The organism is Arcticibacter svalbardensis MN12-7 (genome assembly GCF_000403135.1).
In the GTDB taxonomy this organism is placed as follows: Bacteria; Bacteroidota; Bacteroidia; order Sphingobacteriales; family Sphingobacteriaceae; genus Arcticibacter; species Arcticibacter svalbardensis.
On the sequence record NZ_AQPN01000040.1, the window covers coordinates 1 to 19,221 of the forward strand.

Below are 19,221 nucleotides of genomic sequence, written 5' to 3' on the forward strand. Positions count from 1 at the left end.
CTTCGATAGATCATATTCATCCTAAGATCACCCTCAAACTGTCCGTTTAATGCCGGATTAAGGTAATTGGGCGAATTGTAAAACTGAGAATATATATGATCCTGTGCGCTCAGCTGTAGCACAAACAATAACGTACATATTAAATGAGCAGTTATTTTTTTCATCCTCTACCTTATTAAGTGTACCGAGCCTACCGTTCTTGCGGAGCCGGTTTCGTACTTCATTCCTCTCCACTCACTGCCATCAATGAATACGGCTGAGATCTCCCAGACATATACCCCTTGAGGAGCCAATTGGCCGGCCATCTGACCATCCCATCCTTCCGTTGGTGTACCGTTGTCATTCAGTTTATTACTCTGCCAAATCAACTGTCCCCACTTATTAAATATTTTTATGTTGTATTTAGCGATACCCGAACCTTTAGGAATAAAGGTCTTCAATTCATATATAATACTTCCTGGTTCAAATCCACTCGGCACATACAAATATCCCTGCACACCGTCTATTTGAACGTTCCTGATCAACGTATCCCTACAACCTTCCGTATTAGTAACAATAAGCCTGACAGCAAATACCCCTGTTCTTGTATACGCATGTGTCGGATTTGCTTCCGTTGAAAACTGATCATCACCAAATGACCATTCCTGTTTAACAGGGTTCCCTGTACTCGTATTTTTAAACGTAAAAGTGTAATCCGGAATCTTAATAATAGAATCAGGCAATACGGTAAAACCGGCTACCGGAGGCGCAGTGATCTGTATATAATTAACTAACACAGTCGTATCCGCACAACCAAACTCACCAAAAGCAATCAGCTTAATAGTAAATGGCGACTTAAGGTAGCTAAACCGATGAGTAGGATTTTTACTTGTAGAAAAGCTCCCATCCCCAAAATCCCATAAATACGTACTGGCATTAACTGAGATATTCTGAAAAACAATATCTGCTTGCGTACATCCCTTTGTCACATTAGAAGTAAAAGCAGCCTCAGGGACTCCAGCTATACGAATAGTGCGAATTAACGTATCCGTACAAAAATCACTCATGGCAACCAACCGCAAAGAATAAACACCCGGCTGTCCATAAATATGAGATGGTGCTGATTCCGTAGATCCCGCAGTATTATCACCAAAATCCCATTTGTATTTAGTAGCACGAAGACTTGTATTACTGATCTTTATAGACAGCTTCCCATTACAACTTACACTATCTGCCAAGGTAAATGATGCTTCAGGCCGCGGGTAAGTGAGAATTGTCTTCTCCATACTACTTGGGGCACAACCATAAATATTGGTACTTACCAGCCTTAAAGTATACGACCTATCGGGATCAGGTAAAACAATCCCTGCAGGAGTAGCCTCATTAGAAACTAACACACCATTAAGATACCAGGCATACTGGTCAGCATACTGCGACTTATTCTGGATCTCCAAATGAAATGGCGCACAAGCAATGTTGGCAGAAGTCAGGAAATCAGCCTTTGGCAAAGGATTAAACTGAATCATATGAATTACCGTATCCGGACAGCCCAATATACTTTTTGCGACCAGTTTCACCTCAAATTTGTAAGGCATTACAGCACCTACAGGTACATTAAACGGATAAGTAAAATTCTTCAAGGATGAAACAAAGCTGTTATTCACCAACCACCTGTAAACTACCGCATCAGATCCACCATAAGTAGACTGATTAGTAAAACTGATCGTTGCCGTTGTTCCACAAAACATGGTATCACGACTTGTAAACGCAGCCTTCGGACTTTCTGTAACCCTAATCGTTTTAATAATTGAATCAATACATCCGGCAGTATTATAGGCAATCTCTTTTACCCGATACAACCCTGCTTTAGTAAATATATGCTCAGCAATATTACCTGAAGAAATATTATCACCACTTCCCACATCACCAAAGTTCCATTCAATATTGACTGCATCTTCCGGAGTACTGCTTACAATCAATTTAAAGGGGGCACAATTTAAAGATGTTGAATTGCTGGTAAACAAGGCAACAGGCAAAGGCAATACGTCAATAATTTGCGTTGTTGTACTCGGGCATTTTGTACCATCAGTATGAGACTTCAAAACAGTCAGCGTCACTTTATACTGTCCCGCACGTGCAAAAACATGTTTAGGATTCGCTTCATTACTGATTGTATTATCATCAAAATTCCAGGTATACACATCTGAAGTAATGTTTTTACTAAAAAACGACACCGTATCCCTCACACAAAACTGAGTTCCCGAAACCGTAAATGTTGCATCAGGAAGTGCATAAACCGTTATAGTTTCCGTAGTAGTACCCGACGAACAGCCATTCGATGCCCGCAAACTCACTACATAAACTCCTGGATTTACAAAAGTATGATTTACAGATTCCGGTGCAGTAGAGGTGTTTAGTATCGATCCATCTTTAAAATCCCATAAAAAGTCATTCGCTCCTACCGAATTGTTATCAAACCGAACCGTGTAAGGTGCACAACCCGATTTCTTATTCCCATCTACCACAAGCTCCGCGGTTACCGTATTAGAATAAATCACAATTGGGTAGCTGTAAGTATCCTTACCACATTCATTCTCTGCAGTAAGCGTTACCATGACCGTATCTGTTTTAGAAGAATAAAAAGTGTGACTTACCGCCGAATTATCGTGAGTAACCGTATCCTGACCATCGCCAAATTCAAAAGTATAGGTATTGCCACCACCAGTAGACTGGTTACTAAACACAATCACCATTGGAGAACACCCTGTAGTCGCACCAGGTGAAAACGTTGCTTTTGGCATCAATCTAACCAGCACAGTATCCTTAAACACGGTGCTTTGACAATCTGTCGATGCCGTCAGAGTAATCACGTAAGTTGTATCCCGACGTAAAGGATGAGGCTGAAAGATAATCGCACCCGGTTGTTCTAACCTGGAGGTCTGACCGTTTCCAAAATCCCAAACATAGTTTGCTCCTGCCAAGGGACTGGACGTATTTACAAAAGAAACCGACAGCGGACCGCAACCTCTAACCTTATCTTTCGTGAAAGCTGCCGCTACACTTTTAATAGTATAAAAATCCAGCACCATACTATCCGGATTACAACCAAATTTACTCGTAGTAACCAACTTTATAAACACATGTTCGCCATCATTAGTAATAGTATACCCTGGAAAGTCATTACCCGAACCAATAGAGGTTCCATTTGCAAACCACTCATAAGAAGCATTCCTGTCATCATAAGGAACCAATCCAATAACCTGTTTCAAATCAAATGGAGCACATGATTTCAAAACACTTGCATTAAACTCTGCTTTAGCCAGTGGATTAACAGTAACCTTAACTATATTACTGGTGCTTTTTTGATCACCATTGCAAAGTGCAGTAGTAACTACCCTTCGATACCATGTACTCTCGGATAAAACAAGAGGTTGAAAATCACTCAAAGTTCCATCCGTTGGAACATCCGTCCAGGTCGCAAGGTCTATACTCTTTTGCCATTGGTAATTATAACTTCCATCACCACCAGCTGGTGCCGTTCCCGTTATTTTTGCAGTTGGATCACCTAAACATACCGCTTGATCAGCTGAAATATCATTGTTGGATAAAGGATCCTGAACAGTAACCAAAACAGCGTTACTGGTAACCATACAAGGTCCGGATTGAACCACCCTTCTGATATATGTAGTTGTGGTAAACACAGCCGTATAATCAGGAAGTGTTTCAGAGCTTGCAGTTGTCCAGTTTGTATTGTTCAAACTAGTCTCCCACAGATAAGTATAGGTACCATTTCCACCTGTTGGCAACGACCCACTAGCCGATACCACCTGACCTGAACAAATCGTTACATTTCCCCCAAGCTGATTAACAAGCGCAGGGTAATTATTAATGATTATACGATCGACACTTGGATCGCAAATCCCATTACTAATCGTCCAGGCAAATTCATAAGTTCCAGGAGTTAATCCACTAACTTGAGTTGCCGCTTGATTAGGATTTTCAATAACCCCTCCCGCACCACTCAATTTAGTCCACACACCTGTACCATTTACCGCAGTATTTCCCTCTAAATTAATCGAAATAGCATTACAGGTAAACTGATCTGCACCAGCTGCCGCAGCAGTCACATTAGGCAACACTTCAACTAAAACAACCGAGGAATATACCTCAGGACAAGCCCCATTTTCAACAACCGCCCTAAACCAAGTATTCGCATTCAAACCCGAAAAAGCAAAAGAACCACCCGCACCTGCCAATGTAGTCCAGTTCACCTGATCCACTGAGCTTTCCCATCGTACAACAGATCCCAATTGCCCATTTAAAGTTATAGTACCCGAATTGCTTCCAATACAAACCTGAGCGGCACTTGTACTAGTCGTACCTCCCTGTGCAAGCTTATCCACCTTAATTTCGACCACAGGTGTATTTATAAAAAACCCACAACCCGCTGCCTGTGTTATTCTTACCCTATATGTGGTAGTTTCCAATAAATTGCCCGGTTGGTATGTAGAGCTAACTGCCCCCGATATATCTGCAAAGGCAGCAGATCCAATTGCAGACTGCCATTGAAGTATATCTGCGGTTGAATAATTTATAAGGCTCAACTCTCCCGCTACATCTCCAAGACATAATGATACATTTCCCCCGGATATAGTACCTGCCACCGGATAAGCCGTCACTTTAATAGATACCAAATCGCTAGACCTATAACATGAAGTATCTGAACCAGTTGCATCACTGTTGATTAACCACTGAAATACATAAGCGCCTGCAGTTAATCCATTCACTACCGGACCAGGAAGAGCAGGATTACTAATCTCCGCCCCTGTGGGTCCGGATAACTGAGACCATAACCCCTTTTCTTCATTAGCTAATGAAGGCGTATTCCCAGCTAAAGTCACTTTATTATTTGAATTATCAACAAGAATACAAATAGCTTGGTCCACACCTGCCGATGCAACAGTAACCGGTTTCCTCACAGTAATCTTGACCACATCGGTCTGATCGGCACATGATGCAATTCCACCAATGGTCCATTTTAAATCATAACTTTTTCCAGCCACTAAACCGCTTACCCTGGTATTATACAGATTTACATTATCAAATACCAAAGTACTTCCAGCTACTAAGTCTGTCCATGTGCCTACAAAATTTCCTCTTGGATTATTACCCTGCAAGATCAACTCAGTAACGGCACATAAGGTCTGATCATCGCCAGCTACAGCTAAAGGTGTTACTGTATTAATCGTGATCGTTACAATACTGTTATCACCTGAAAATTCACAACTTCCCCAGCTTTTTACTTTCCTCCGGTACGATGTATTTTCATTAGGATTCACTATAATGTCTTGTGTTGTACCATTTGGCACCGCATTCCATGTAGCACCATTATCTAAAGAGAATTCCCATACATAGCTATAATTAGCGGCAACAAAACCTGGGACATCACCACCACTAATCAAGTCAGTGCTCAACTTTACATCTTCATTTTCGCATGATAAAGTTCTATCTGCTTTTATTGTACTGCTTATAGGTGATAGCACAGCTACTTTTGCTGTGGAAACACTAGGCTGACACACCCCATTAGAGATCGTCCAGGTAAACGTATATTGCTTACCATTGACGAAGCCGGATGCCATAGCATTATATTGAGTCGGATTAGTAAAAGTGATTGAGCCTGAAGCTTCAGTCCACATTCCAGTGCCCACAACAGGGTTATTCCCTTGCAACGTATATTCCGAATTAGCCAAACAAAGGGTATCACCCAACGCCTTCGAAACTGTCGGTGCAGGAAGAATAGTAATTATAGTAGCAGAAGAGTTAGAAAAGGAACATTGCCCACTTTTAACTACAGCCCTATACTGTGTAGTTGCATTAAGATTAGCAGGTGTAGTATACGGATTTAAACCAGCACTCGACGCAATAAGGCTCCATGTTGAACCTCCATTCGTTGATCTTTCCCAACCCGTTATCTGCCCTGTAAAACCGGTAAGCATGATCGAAGTTGTAGTCGAAGTATTGATACAAAACGTTTTCTCCCCCGATGTTGAACCTCCAACCGATAAAGGATTCGGAGTTACCATTACTGTAGAGGAATAAACCGCGTTGGTACAGAGCGTACTCAAACTCCATACCTTGACCCTGAAATAAGTCACACTTTGCAGATTAGGATACGAATAGGTATTGGTTAAATTATTTATACTACTCCAGTTCAAATTATCAATAGAATATTCCCATTGCAGTATTTTCCCAACAGATCCAGCCAATGATAAAGGCACATTTGAACCAATACAAACATTCGAAGGACCGGTAAGTGTTCCACCCACAGGTTTAGCAAAAACCGATAAAGTCATTTCATCAGGCAATGTACAACCACCTGGATTACTGATTGTCCACAGCAGCCGATAAACACCTGGCTTTAAATTCGAAATTACCGCATCAGCCTTTGTCGCATCATTAAAACTTGCACCTGTAATACCACTTATTATAGTCCAACGCCCCGTTTCAAAAGCCTTAAGCGTATTACCTTTAAGCTGATAAGTAGTATTGGCTAAGCCCGGCTCATTGTCGCATACCAAATCATCCAAACCTGCATTGACCACAATCGGACCATAAATAGTAATCAGCTGCTCATCAGACACGAGAGAATTGCAGACATTTCCATAAGTAAGTTTTACCCGATACTCCCCTGGCTCATTAAATTTAATAACTGGAAATTCTGAAGAAGGCGATGATCCATTTATAAAACTATAAGATCCTGCTCCGGTTATTTCCCAACTATAAGTTTTATTACTACCATAGCCGGTATATACAGGTTTATGTTTGGCGTCACTCGAAAAGTCTATCGTATAAGTAGGTACATTACAATAGCTTTGATCTGCAGGTAGAGCAACAGTTAAAGGGCCACCTACCGTAAATGGCTTTTCCAGAATAATGTTACCGCATGCACTAATAATATTTAAACGCAGGATATAGTCACCTGGAACAGTAACATTTATCCTTGGTGACCGATCAGTAGCAGGAGTTGTAAAAGTTACCCCCTCAGTTACTACTGCCTTAGTTGCCGCAGAAGCTACCTCCCACAAATATTCAATTTCGCACATACCAACTTCCGATGTCAGGTTAGTAACCACTAAATCAACAGGTGTACATGCCGATGACTGCGTAAATGTAAAATCAGGAACCGGTGTTGCTTCAATACAGATATCTTTAATAATAGCAGGAGCAGTACAGTAATTACTAGCCACCAATTTAATATTCCATGTTCCTGCAGTTGGAAATACATAACTAAAGTTTGTACCCGTTCCTCCAAGCTTCCATGAAGCATCAATATTAGGATCGGTACTTTTTTTAAAATACCATTTATAACTGGATGTTTCGGAACAGGTTCCTGAACTACCTTCCGATTGTCCGGGTTTAGTTTTGTTGGTAAATGTAACCGGTTTACCCATACAACCAGCTCCCGACGGAAATTCAAAATCAGCTTTCGGAGCCAAAAACACTTTTGCAAATGTGGTAATCGGGAAGCTCGCCTCAGTATAAAATGCCGGATCGATCAGGATATTCACTTGATAGGCGTTATGTATAGGAGCCGAATTATTGATAGGAATGTCTGGTCGGCCACAGGAAGGCTCACTATATGCGTGCCGCACTACCCCATCTTGATTAACCAGGTCGTTATGACTGATATATTCCGTTTGTGCATCTCCCCAATCAAAACGATATATCAAACCCGGATAATTACCAGAGATTCCATCTACACCCTCACCAACTGTATAAGTTACATTGTCACTCAACCCATTATAGATACAAACAATCTGAGCACCAACAGATTGCAAACTAAGATTAGCGGTAGAATTTAACACCACAAAGCTTTTTGTTGAATAGATACCATTCTGGATGGAAGTGAACCGTGCCGTATAATAAGCCTTATCTAAGGTCAGCTCCTGGAAATTAACTGTAGAAAAGTCAATTACTAATGGAGTACCCCCAGTATAATCATTGATCAGGATCCCTGAAACCACTGAATTGCTGCTTGAGTTGTTCGTGATGGCGATCTTATTACCAGCTTGAACTTGTGAGGGGTTATAGCCCCATATTTTATCTTCTACTAATGTTCGGTTTAATTCGGTTTCAACTAGAATGGTAGGTCCGGGTGTCGCACTTATGGTTATGTTTAGTGCATAGATACTTGATACATCATTAAATGGATCAACAGCCCTTACTCTCAATTTATAGCCTGCACCCGCCGGTGTACCTGCAGGAATAACCCCATTAACAAAAGTTGTAAAATGGCTGTTAAATGTACCTATTGGCACTGTGCTAACAAACGCACCCGTGTTATCCGAAAGATATAACTCAAACTTACAGCCCTTTTTTAAACTCCCAGTCAACGTTATCGGTACAGTAATATCACTTCCGCCTCCATAAGGTCCTTGAAAAACAGTCCCAAAACCAATACTTGGCGGTGTTTGACTAAAGGCCATATTACTAAGAAAAATAAGAAAGATAAATAATATTAGAAGATTTTTCTTCATTATGATTGCGCCTGATTGTTCTGAAATCCTTCTTATATTATGGAAATAGGGAACTGCCTTTGAACAATTCTTGCTACTAGTTGAACCTGTGTGAATCTAAAAATGTACCCAAAAAATCCAAATCCGCCTTCTCCTTATCTTAATTATGAAGCACGATTTGTTCATTAGAATGATTAGCGTGAATCTTTAAAATTTTTATTTACGCTCAGTTTATAATTGTGTGTGAGTACGCTAATATTATACGGTATTGTATTCCTCAATGGTCACTATCTTTCACAGTGACTGCTATTTAGGTTGTTTTTACGCTTTTGACCAGAAAAAGTTATGACTATTTTAAGCCTTTTTTCAACTCCATTTAACTTTAATGAGTTAAGTTCCTGTTGAACACCTCCTTAATGAAGCAGATTCCACATTTCCCAGCCTATCCTTTCTGGCATTGCCTGGTAAAGAAACAGCAATAACCGCACCTCCTGAGCACAATACCTGCACATTATTTTAAAAAACATTTGGTATTATTAAAATTCAATTTATATTTGAACTTAATTGATAGTAATATCAATCTATCAAACACCTCAAAAAGGTTTTGATTTATAAAGAAGCGGTGAGAGATCAGGCTCAACGACCCGCTGACAACCTTCCAATTGTGGAAAAGGTGCCAACTCCTGTTTCAGCCAATTGGCTGGAAACATATAAATTAATATACCATGAACAAAGAAAGAATTCAGCGATGCCTTTGCACGGGCACAAAACTCCCCCACCATTTTACTAATGGCTTAGCTTATAACGTCCCTATGACGAGTCTTTGCTGTTGTTGTTGTTAATTACTGATTAAATTTCCGTTAATCCATTCCTAACAATTCAGACGAATTACGTCTTAACAATAAAATACTTACGTCATTATTCACATCATAAATAACCATCAACAATGTCATTAAATAACTTAAAATTCGAAACACTACAGGTACATGCCGGACAAGAAGTAGATCCTACAACAGGTTCAAGGGCTGTTCCTATATATCAAACATCCTCTTACGTTTTTAAAAACTCTGAGCATGGCGCGAATCTATTTGCACTAAAAGAATTTGGAAACATCTATACCCGGATCATGAACCCGACAACAGATGTTTTTGAAAAGCGTATTGCAGCATTAGAAGGCGGAGTTGCCGCATTAGCTGTTGCATCCGGACAAGCTTCTCAATTCATTGCATTAAACAATATCTTAGAGGCCGGAGATAACTTCGTATCCTCATCCTTCCTTTACGGAGGTACTTACAATCAATTCCGGGTTGCTTTTAAACGTTTAGGCATTGAAGCACGATTTGCTAAAGGCGATGACGTACAAAGCTTTGAGCCTTTAATTGACGAAAATACCAAAGCTATTTATTTAGAAACGATAGGTAATCCAAGTTTCAGTATTCCTGATTTTGAAAAGTTCGCTCAACTAGCCCAAAAATATGATCTGCCTATCATCGTGGACAATACTTTTGCTGCCGGAGGATATCTGTTCCGACCTTTAGAACATGGAGCTCATATTGTAGTTGAATCTGCTACTAAATGGATTGGCGGACACGGTACCAGTATCGGTGGTGTCATCGTAGATGGCGGAACTTACAACTGGGGAAATGGTAAATACAAAGCTTTTATAGAGCCTTCCGAAGGATACCATGGGCTGGTATTCAATGATGTATTTGGAATAGGCAGTTCATTTGGAAATATCCAGTTTATTATCCGGGCACGTGTAGAAGGTTTAAGGGATTTCGGTTCAGCCATTTCTCCATTTAACTCATTTCTATTCATCCAGGGACTGGAAACATTATCTCTTCGCGTTCAACGCCATGTAGACAATGCCTTAGAACTTGCTAAATGGCTGGAACAACATCCACTAGTGAAAAGTGTAAACTATCCAGGTCTTGAAAGCAGTGTTTCTCATGCAAACGCAAAAAAATACTTAAAGAATGGCTTTGGTGGCATGTTATCTTTTGAACTTGTAGGCGATAAAGAAAATGCAATCACGTTCGTAGATAGTCTTAAACTTACCAGTCACCTTGCCAACGTGGGAGATGCTAAAACACTGATTATTCAGCCTTCTGCCACTACCCATCAACAACTGAGTGATATGGATCAACTTGCCGCAGGGGTTAAACCGGCAGAGTTGCGCGTATCCGTAGGTATAGAACACATTGACGATATCAAAGCCGATTTTGAGCAGGCTTTTGCTCAAATTAAAAAGTAGAACAACTCTATTTCACACATCCAACGTCTCAGTCTTTAAACAGGCTGAGACCTGTTAATACTTGAATGAATATTAAAAAATACATCTGCAAAGACGCTTATAAGCTAGAAGAAGGCTCTGTATTACCAGAACTGGAAATTGCTTATCAAACATTTGGTACGCTTAATGAGAAGAAAGATAACGTGATATGGGTATGCCATGCATTAACAGCCAATGCTGATGTCTTTGATTGGTGGAAGGGCCTGTTTGGCGAAAACGACCTTTTTAACCCCGAGGAGTATTTTATTGTATGTGCCAATATTCTCGGTTCTCATTATGGAACCACCCATCCCTTATCGATCAATCCGGCTACTAACGAACCCTGGTACTTAACCTTCCCTCACTTTAACATCAGGGATATGGTTGGGGTACAACAGATCCTTGCCGACCATCTGGAAATTTCAGAAATAAGCATTTTGATTGGGGGATCGCTGGGCGGACAACAATCTATGGAATGGGCAATCATGGAACCCGAACGTATTAAAAGACTGATCTTATTAGCTACCAATGCCGTTCATTCTCCATGGGGAATCGCCTTTAATGAAAGTCAGCGCATGGCCATTCGTGCAGACCAGACTTTCTATAGCAACACTCCCGAAGGTGGTAAAAATGGACTCAAAGCAGCACGCAGTATAGCCTTGCTTTCGTACCGCCATTACGAAACCTATGCTATCTCTCAACAGGAAGTGACGCAAAACAAGACGGACGATTTCAAAGCTTCTTCTTACCAGAATTACCAGGGCGATAAACTTATAAATCGCTTTGATGCTTATAGTTACTGGTATCTGACTAAAGCGATGGATAGTCACAATATTTTTCGTAATCGTGAGCATCAGGAAAACCCACTTACAACCATTAAAGCACAAACACTAGTAGTCGGCATTACTACAGACCTGCTGTTCCCTCCTTCGGAACAACGTTTTTTAGCCGATCATATCCCTGGAGCTCAGTTCCTGGAAATCAAATCATTCTACGGACACGACGGATTTCTTGTCGAAACCGAAATGCTTACAAAAGAAATTGGCGCGTTTATAAATCCGCAGACAAACGATGCAAAGGTGAATCAATACATAAAACTACATGATTAATGAGTACTAAACTAACAATTGGGTTATTTGGATTTGGAGTTGTAGGTCAGGGATTGAATGATATCATCCGGACAAAAGACTTAAATCTGGAGATCAAAAAAATTGCAATTAAGAATCCTGAAAAGAGACGTACGCTTCCTGAAGAATTGTTTACAACAGATAGCTCGATTATACTGAACGATCCGGAAATTAATACCGTTGTTGAACTGATCAATGATGCCGATGCGGCTTACTACATCGTCAAAACGGCATTGCAAAAAGGCAAAAATGTAGTTTCAGCCAATAAGAAAATGATTGCGGAACATCTCGAAGAGCTGCTTCACCTGCAAGAACAATATGGCACTTCCCTACTTTATGAAGGCGCCGTTTGTGGCAGTATTCCCATTATCCGTAATCTGGAAGAATATTATGATAATGAGCTGCTTTATTCCATAAGGGGTATTTTTAATGGCTCGTCCAACTACATTCTTTCCAAAACATTCAATGATAATTTAGATTACCCTACTGCGTTGAAACAAGCTCAGGATCTGGGTTTTGCTGAATCGAACCCAATCCTTGATGTTGGAGGATTTGACGCCAAATCTAAGTTGGTGATTGCCGTATCCCATGCCTATGGTGTTTTAACAAACCCGGATGATGTGTTTAATATGGGGATCCAAAATATATCCCCAAAAGATATTCAATACGCGAAAGAGAAAAACTTTAAGATCAAACTCGTTCCTACAGCACTGGAATTTGGCGAAAGACAAGTGGTCTTATATGTGATTCCCCGAATGATTAAACCGGATGACTTCCTTTTCAATGTAGAAAATGAATATAATGGGGTAATTGTTCAGGCAGCGTTTGCCGATCAGCAATTCTTTTTTGGCAAAGGAGCAGGCGGACATCCAACAGGTTCTGCTGTTTTATCTGATATTGCAGCATTACGATATGACTATAAATACGAATACAAAAAATATCGGTTAAACAATGCGTATGTTCAGTCAAATGACTATGTGTTAACAATTTATCTTCGCTATACAGATGATAGCATTTTGAATAAGCTTGATATTAAAGAGGTTACCGAGCGCTTTTATTCTCCTGATTTCAGTTATGTAATCGGTAAGGTAACTTTGAAAAACTTAATGATTCATGCGGAGGAACTAGACAATGCGGATACTTTTATCGCTGAAATAGGTTCTGGAAGTCAGCAATAAGGTTTATCTGAAGAGGTGAATCTATTTGTTGATCAGGACTTATAATTAAAGAATTGAAAAGGGGGTGTCTCAGTAGTATGAGAACAGCCCCTTTTATTTATTTATTTTAGTAAGTATACCATATAATGGATTGTCAAAGTACAGGTTTTACGTTTAAGACCACCTCCATTTTTTTTATATATTTTTATATCCCTTGTTATAGAATGTATTAAAACTTAACATTTAAAAGCGACCTGCATTATTAAAAAAAGGCATCTGGTCTATATCAGCTGTATAAAAGGTAGGAAGCTGCAACCTATATTGTTCGGTCTTTGTAGCTTACTTGTTGCTTGGTGCACCGTGCGAAGACGGTCCTGAAACGAACAAGCAAGGGTGAACGAACGAAGAAGCAAGGGTCAACGAACAAAACAACACTATAGCGGTTTGCTTTCTGGGACTAACCTCTCTCCTTATTTCTTACTGATATAGGGGTTTCCTTTGATATAAAACCTCCAGGGAATGCTCTTATAGATTCCTTCAAAGTTCATTCCTACCCTTGCTGTTTCCACAACATTCTCAGGGGATACATCTTTGTTCTCCTCAATCCAGATTTTATCGCTCTGCAAAGAAATCCCATTATGCAATTTGACTAAACCCATTGCTTTAGCAAGCGCACCGGGACCTTTACATAATTTTTTAAGGTCCGTTATGCCTCTTCTGCTCTGCATAATCGGAATGCCGTCCGCAGGTTGCAATGCCCGGATCAAAATGGCATGCGAACTTCCTTCAGCGCCAGTAACGATGTTTAACATATCGTGGATGCCATAACAGATATACATATAAACTACACCTCCACGGGCATACATCACTTCATTTCGATTAGTCCGCTTGTTATTATAAGCATGTGAGCCCCGATCTTCAGGTCCCATATAGGCTTCTACTTCCACAATGATGCCGGAGCTAAAAAGTCCATCCACATCAGTACAAAGCTTTTTGCCAAGTAACTCTCTGGCAATTAAAAGAACGTCCTCCCGCAGGTAGAATCCATCTGGAAGTTTAGCGTGCTCCAACTGATCTAACATTAATTATCCAACTGAATCAATTTTACAATCTCTTCCAGGTAACGTTGATCTACCTCATTGAAATTATTTAACTCATCACTGTCAACGTCCAACACACCAACCACTTCATTCTGATAAAAAAGAGGAATGACAATTTCGGACTTTGAAATGGAGCTGCAGGCGATATGACCAGGAAACACATCCACATCGGGAACGATAATCGTTTCGGCCCTATCCCAGGAGGCACCACAAACACCTCGTGCTTTGTTGATACGCGTGCAGGCAACAGGCCCCTGAAAGGGTCCCAATACCAGCTGTTCGTTTTTTACGAGGTAGAATCCCACCCAGAAAAAATTAAATTGCTCTTTTAGGGCAGCACTTACGTTTGCCAGATTAGCAATCAAATCCGTTTCTCCTTCTAACAAACCAGTTATTTGTGGAATAAGCGACCTGTATTGCTCTTCCCTATTTCCATTAATTATACTCAGATCTTCAGCCATGCGGTAAAATTACTTTATTAAATTTATTTTTGTACATTCCTTGACACACATATATGATGAACGATAAAAAGAAAAGATTTCTTATCACCTCCTTATTGGTTCTCCTGATCTCAGGATCAGCCTATACACCTCCCGACGAAGGGATGTTCCCACTCAGTGAACTCAAAAAAGTAGATTTGCATAAAGCTGGTTTAAAAATAGATCAAAAAGATATTTATAATCCGGATAGTAATAGCGTTAGTCTGGTTGACGCCCTGGTACGTGTAGGGGGCTGTACAGGATCATTTGTTTCTAATGAAGGCCTGATCATAACCAATCACCATTGTGCGTTCAGCGCGGTGCAATTGGCGAGTACGCCCGAAAACGATTACCTGGATAAAGGATTTGTGGCCCATACCCGGGAGAGCGAAATTGAGGCTAAAGGATTGACTTGCCGGATTACAGATAGTTATGTGGATGTTTCTCAGGATATCCTTTCTTCTGTTGCAAATGTGACCGATCCCGCATCGAGGATTCGGGTGATCAATACGGAAATGAAGAAGTTGGCTTCTGATGCTGAAGCGCAGGATTCGACTATTGAGGCCGAGGTATCTGAAATGTTTATCGGAAAGACGTATGTCTTATTTAGGTATAAAACAATTAAGGATGTCCGTTTAGTTTACGTGCCATCAAGAAATATAGGCGAATTTGGCGGTGAGACCGACAATTGGGTATGGCCAAGACATACCGGTGATTTTTCATTTATGCGTGCCTATGTGGCACCTGATGGTTCATCTGCTAAATATTCAAAAAATAATGTTCCTTATCAGCCAAAGAAATTCCTGAAGGTGGACGCCGATGGAGTGGAAGAAAATGATTTTGTGTTTATCCTGGGTTATCCGGGTAAAACATTCCGCCATCGTCCGGCTCAGTTTATTCAGTATCAGCAGAACTTTCTGCTTCCTTATGTATCAAATTTGTATACTTTTCAGAATGAGGCAATGACTGAAGCTGGGAAAAAAGATAAGGCTACTGACCTGAAACTTTCTACACGAATCAAGCGAAATGCAAACGTTCTTAAAAATTATACGGGTAAGTTAAAGGGGCTTAAGGGTCTTGATCTGGTTGCTTCTAAAGTGAAGGAAGATCAGGATCTGGCACAATATATCAATGAAAATGTAGACTTAAAAGCAAAATATGGCTCGTTAATGGGCGATATTGACGATTTGTACAAGCTTATTAACAGTGATGTATATCGGGATATGTGGTTCGATCAAATTTATAAAAGCACTAATTTGCTGGATATTGCCCGTCAGGTTAATGCTTTTAAAGCACAGGTTGCAGCTGAACCACTGAGCAACAGAAATAAATTTTTCGCCTTGAATAGTCCATTGCTTCAGAAGAATCTGAATGATAAATATGAGAGTTATGATGATGATGCTGATAAAAGCATATTAACACGCATGTTAACTGATGCGTCTAAACTACCTGCTAATCAAAAAATTAACGTTTTGAACACGCAGGTATTAAAAGGGTTCAGCACGCAGGATCAGATAGAAAAATTTGTATCCAGCAAGTTTCAGTATACGCGGCTAAAAGATCAGGACTTTGTGATGAAAACTATTTTAAGATCTCCAGCATCGTTGATGAGTTACAACGACCCATTCCTGATATTTGAGAAGGATATCAGTGATCAGATCAACTCTTTAAAACCAGAGAAAGACCGTCGCGATGGGGTGCTGAATAAACTAATGGGCGATTATGTTGCCGTTAAGGAGCAGTTTAAGAAACAGGATTTTATACCAGATGCAAATAGTACACTGCGACTTACTTACGGATATGTAAGGGGATTTTCGCCTGCTGATGCTACTTATATGCAACCCTTTACAACGATTAAAGGAATGCTGGATAAAGGAAGTTCGGACAATCCGGAATTTACTTATCCTGCTGCCATCAAACAGTTATGGTTGGCTAAAGACTTTGGGGCCTTTATGAAAAAGGATCTGAACGATGTGCCTGTGTCTTTTTTATATAATCTGGATACTACTGGTGGGAACTCTGGCTCCCCTGTGATGAACAGTCGGGGTGAGCTGATTGGTGTTAATTTTGACCGTGCGTATGAAGCGACTATAAATGACTATGCATGGAATGAGAATTATAGCCGCTCCATTGGGGTTGATATCCGTTATGTACTGTGGATTGCTTCAAAAGTTGATCATGCCGATTTCCTATTAACGGAAATGGGGGTTTTGAACTAGTTATATTTGGCGGTTCCTGAATATTAAGGTGGCTTCTGCTGGTTTTATACTTTAGGCTCCTGCTGACTCAGACAATGGAAGCTTCCAAGGCCCCAGATAATGTCGGTTGAATCTAAACCGACCACTTCACGGTCTTTGAAACAACTGCTGATTACATCTAATGCCAGGTCATCTTTCTTACAACGGTATGTAGGAACGATGACCTGTTTATTGCTGATATAAAAGTTGGCATAGGATGCTGGCAGCCGCATATCATCATAAACTACCCCATCGGGCATTGGCAACTCAATGATATTGAGCTGTTTTCCATTCAATAAGCGTAATTGGTTAAGTTTGCGTAGGTTTTGCTGAAGGAGTTCGTAATTGTCATCTTTAGTATTAGTTTCCACTACGGATAACACGGTATCTTCGTTTACAAAACGGATGGTATCATCAATATGTCCATCTGTATCATCGCCAACAATTCCTTCATCAACCCAAAGTACCTGGTTAGCACCATAAAACTCATGTAGATAGGATTCGATCTGCCCTTGAGTCAGCTCAGGGTTTCTATTTTTATTTAACAGACAACATTTTGAGGTAAGAATTGTGCCTGCACCGTTAAATTCCACAGAACCACCTTCCATGATGATACCCGGATGAAATACTGGGATATTAAATTCTTTTCCAATGAGGCTGGGAATGATATCGTCCTGATCAAAAGGAGGATATTTTCCTCCCCAGGCATTGTAACCCCAATCAACGATCACCTTTTTATTTTCTGTTGCAGTTGGATTAATTAGAAATGCGGGACCATGATCTCTGCACCAGGCATCATCTGTTGGATGAATAAAAAATTCGATCTGCTGCAAATCTGCCCCTGCTTCAATGATGTGCTGCAGGGCAAAAGCCTTCATGTCTTCATTAAGGACATTGATCCTGACTTTTTCACTCGAGGCAAGCAGCTTGATAAACTGAGCATATGGTTGATAAATATTGGCTATTTTCCCTGGCCAACTGGCCTCTTTATGTGGCCAGCTCAGCCAGGTTGCTTCATGTTGCGCCCATTCTGCAGGAAAGGTATAACCCAATTCAGAGGGCGTGTTGCCGTTAGCAAAAGCGGGAAATACCGTTTTAATGAACTTATTCTCCATCAATGTAACGCTTGGTAATAGGTGTATATGAATCTATTCTACGATCCCGCAGGAATGGCCAGTGTGTGCGGTACCGGTCAGAAAGACTCAGGTCTAACTCCTGAACATGGTTCTCTTCTTCGGTATGTGATGCCTGATAGAGTACTGTACCAAAGGGATTTGAGATAAACGACCCTCCCCAGAACTTCAGTTCGCCTTCTTGTCCTGATCTGTTTACAGATACTACATGCACGCCATTGGCTACTGAATGACTGCGCTGAATAGTCTGCCAGGCATTATATTGTTCTGTATTGGTTCCCACGTCCTGTGTCGATGCCCAGCCAATAGCTGTAGGATAAAATAAGATCTCCGCTCCCATTAAGGCAGTGATGCGTGCAGCTTCAGGATACCATTGATCCCAGCAAATTAATACCCCTATTTTGGCGTATTTTGTTTCAAAGACCTTATAACCCGTATCTCCGGGTGTGAAATAGAACTTTTCATAAAAACCGGGATCATCAGGAATGTGCATTTTACGGTATTTACCTAGATATGCACCATCAGCATCGAGTACAGCTGTGGTGTTATGATAAAGTCCCTGCGCTCGTTTTTCGAATAAAGAAGCGATGATGACTACGTTTAATTCTTTAGCCACTGAAGATAGTGTGTCTGTAGATGGGCCAGGAATACTTTCCGCAAGTAAAAAGTTGGAATAATCCTCTACATCACAAAAGTACAGGGATGTAAATAATTCCTGCAAACACACAATCTGAGCGCCCCGAGCAGCAACTTCCCTAACCTGAGTGATTGCTTTAGCCAGGTTCTCTTCCTTGCTTGAGGTGCAACTCATCTGTACTAATCCGACTTTAACTTTATGATCCATCTGATGTTTGTATCTTGGGGCAAAAATATACATTTTAGGAGAATCTTTAAACTTATAATTGGTATGTAATTAGTAAAATTTAGTCTGCCTTTGTGACTGGGGTATTCATTATGATTTGCGGTGATTCATAGGAACATACTGTTTAAAAGCATTAAATATAAATGAGGAATCTTTTTATTCACTTTTAGATTAGAATTGAAAATTTAATGCCCACCGGATTAAAGAACTTATTACTAAGTTTGAAATCAATACCAAAAAACCTAATTTCAATTTGTAAGATCTTTTATCTTACAAATCTTTAGTTAAAACCTTATAGACTAATAACCTTAAACAATACTATGACTAAATCATCATTTTTAAACCCATTTATTTATTAA

9 protein-coding genes and 1 riboswitch are annotated in these 19,221 nt (G+C 40.3%); of the genes, 4 read left to right on the forward strand and 5 right to left on the reverse strand.

The window, feature by feature from the left end:
* Positions 1-167 precede the first annotated feature (167 nt).
* Complete coding sequence (locus tag ADIARSV_RS04395) at positions 168-8,465, reverse strand: PKD domain-containing protein (RefSeq protein WP_016194195.1); 8,298 nt, start codon at positions 8,463-8,465, stop codon at positions 168-170.
* Between the two features lie 636 nt (positions 8,466-9,101).
* A riboswitch (SAM riboswitch) is annotated at positions 9,102-9,212 on the forward strand.
* Positions 9,213-9,441: 229 nt separating this feature from the next.
* Here ADIARSV_RS04395 and ADIARSV_RS04405 point away from each other — a divergent pair.
* The 3 genes from ADIARSV_RS04405 (at position 9,442) to ADIARSV_RS04415 (ending at position 13,072) form a co-directional block, all read left to right on the forward strand.
* Positions 9,442-10,749: an O-acetylhomoserine aminocarboxypropyltransferase/cysteine synthase family protein gene (locus ADIARSV_RS04405; protein ID WP_016194198.1), complete on the forward strand. Its 1,308-nt coding sequence runs from the start codon at positions 9,442-9,444 to the stop codon at positions 10,747-10,749.
* Between the two features lie 65 nt (positions 10,750-10,814).
* Positions 10,815-11,876, forward strand: coding sequence for a homoserine O-acetyltransferase family protein (locus ADIARSV_RS04410; protein ID WP_016194199.1), 1,062 nt, complete (start codon positions 10,815-10,817; stop codon positions 11,874-11,876).
* Positions 11,876-13,072 carry a homoserine dehydrogenase gene (locus ADIARSV_RS04415; protein ID WP_016194200.1) on the forward strand — a complete coding sequence of 399 codons (1,197 nt, stop codon included), beginning with the start codon at positions 11,876-11,878 and terminating at the stop codon, positions 13,070-13,072. Before ADIARSV_RS04410 ends, ADIARSV_RS04415 begins: the two co-directional genes overlap by 1 nt.
* 449 nt (positions 13,073-13,521) lie before the next feature.
* Here the strand turns inward: ADIARSV_RS04415 and ADIARSV_RS04420 are convergent, their stop codons facing one another.
* Together ADIARSV_RS04420 and ADIARSV_RS04425 are read right to left on the reverse strand one after the other, a co-directional pair.
* Positions 13,522-14,133, reverse strand: coding sequence for a DNA-3-methyladenine glycosylase (locus ADIARSV_RS04420; RefSeq protein ID WP_016194201.1), 612 nt, complete (start codon positions 14,131-14,133; stop codon positions 13,522-13,524).
* The gene (locus ADIARSV_RS04425) at positions 14,133-14,612 is read right to left on the reverse strand and encodes a GAF domain-containing protein (RefSeq protein ID WP_016194202.1); all 480 of its coding nucleotides are present in this window, start codon (positions 14,610-14,612) and stop codon (positions 14,133-14,135) included. The genes ADIARSV_RS04420 and ADIARSV_RS04425 overlap by 1 nt, the downstream gene beginning before the upstream one ends.
* 56 nt (positions 14,613-14,668) lie before the next feature.
* On the opposite strand from ADIARSV_RS04425, the gene ADIARSV_RS04430 reads away from it, so the two are divergent.
* Complete coding sequence (locus ADIARSV_RS04430; RefSeq protein ID WP_040299078.1) at positions 14,669-16,849, forward strand: S46 family peptidase; 2,181 nt, start codon at positions 14,669-14,671, stop codon at positions 16,847-16,849.
* 44 nt (positions 16,850-16,893) lie between these two features.
* Here the strand turns inward: ADIARSV_RS04430 and ADIARSV_RS04435 are convergent, their stop codons facing one another.
* Together ADIARSV_RS04435 and ADIARSV_RS04440 are read right to left on the reverse strand one after the other, a co-directional pair.
* Positions 16,894-17,982, reverse strand: a complete 1,089-nt coding sequence (locus ADIARSV_RS04435) for an agmatine deiminase family protein (RefSeq protein WP_016194204.1) — start codon at positions 17,980-17,982, stop codon at positions 16,894-16,896.
* Positions 17,972-18,844, reverse strand: coding sequence for a carbon-nitrogen hydrolase (locus ADIARSV_RS04440; protein ID WP_040299080.1), 873 nt, complete (start codon positions 18,842-18,844; stop codon positions 17,972-17,974). The genes ADIARSV_RS04435 and ADIARSV_RS04440 overlap by 11 nt, the downstream gene beginning before the upstream one ends.
* Positions 18,845-19,221: the final 377 nt, after the last annotated feature.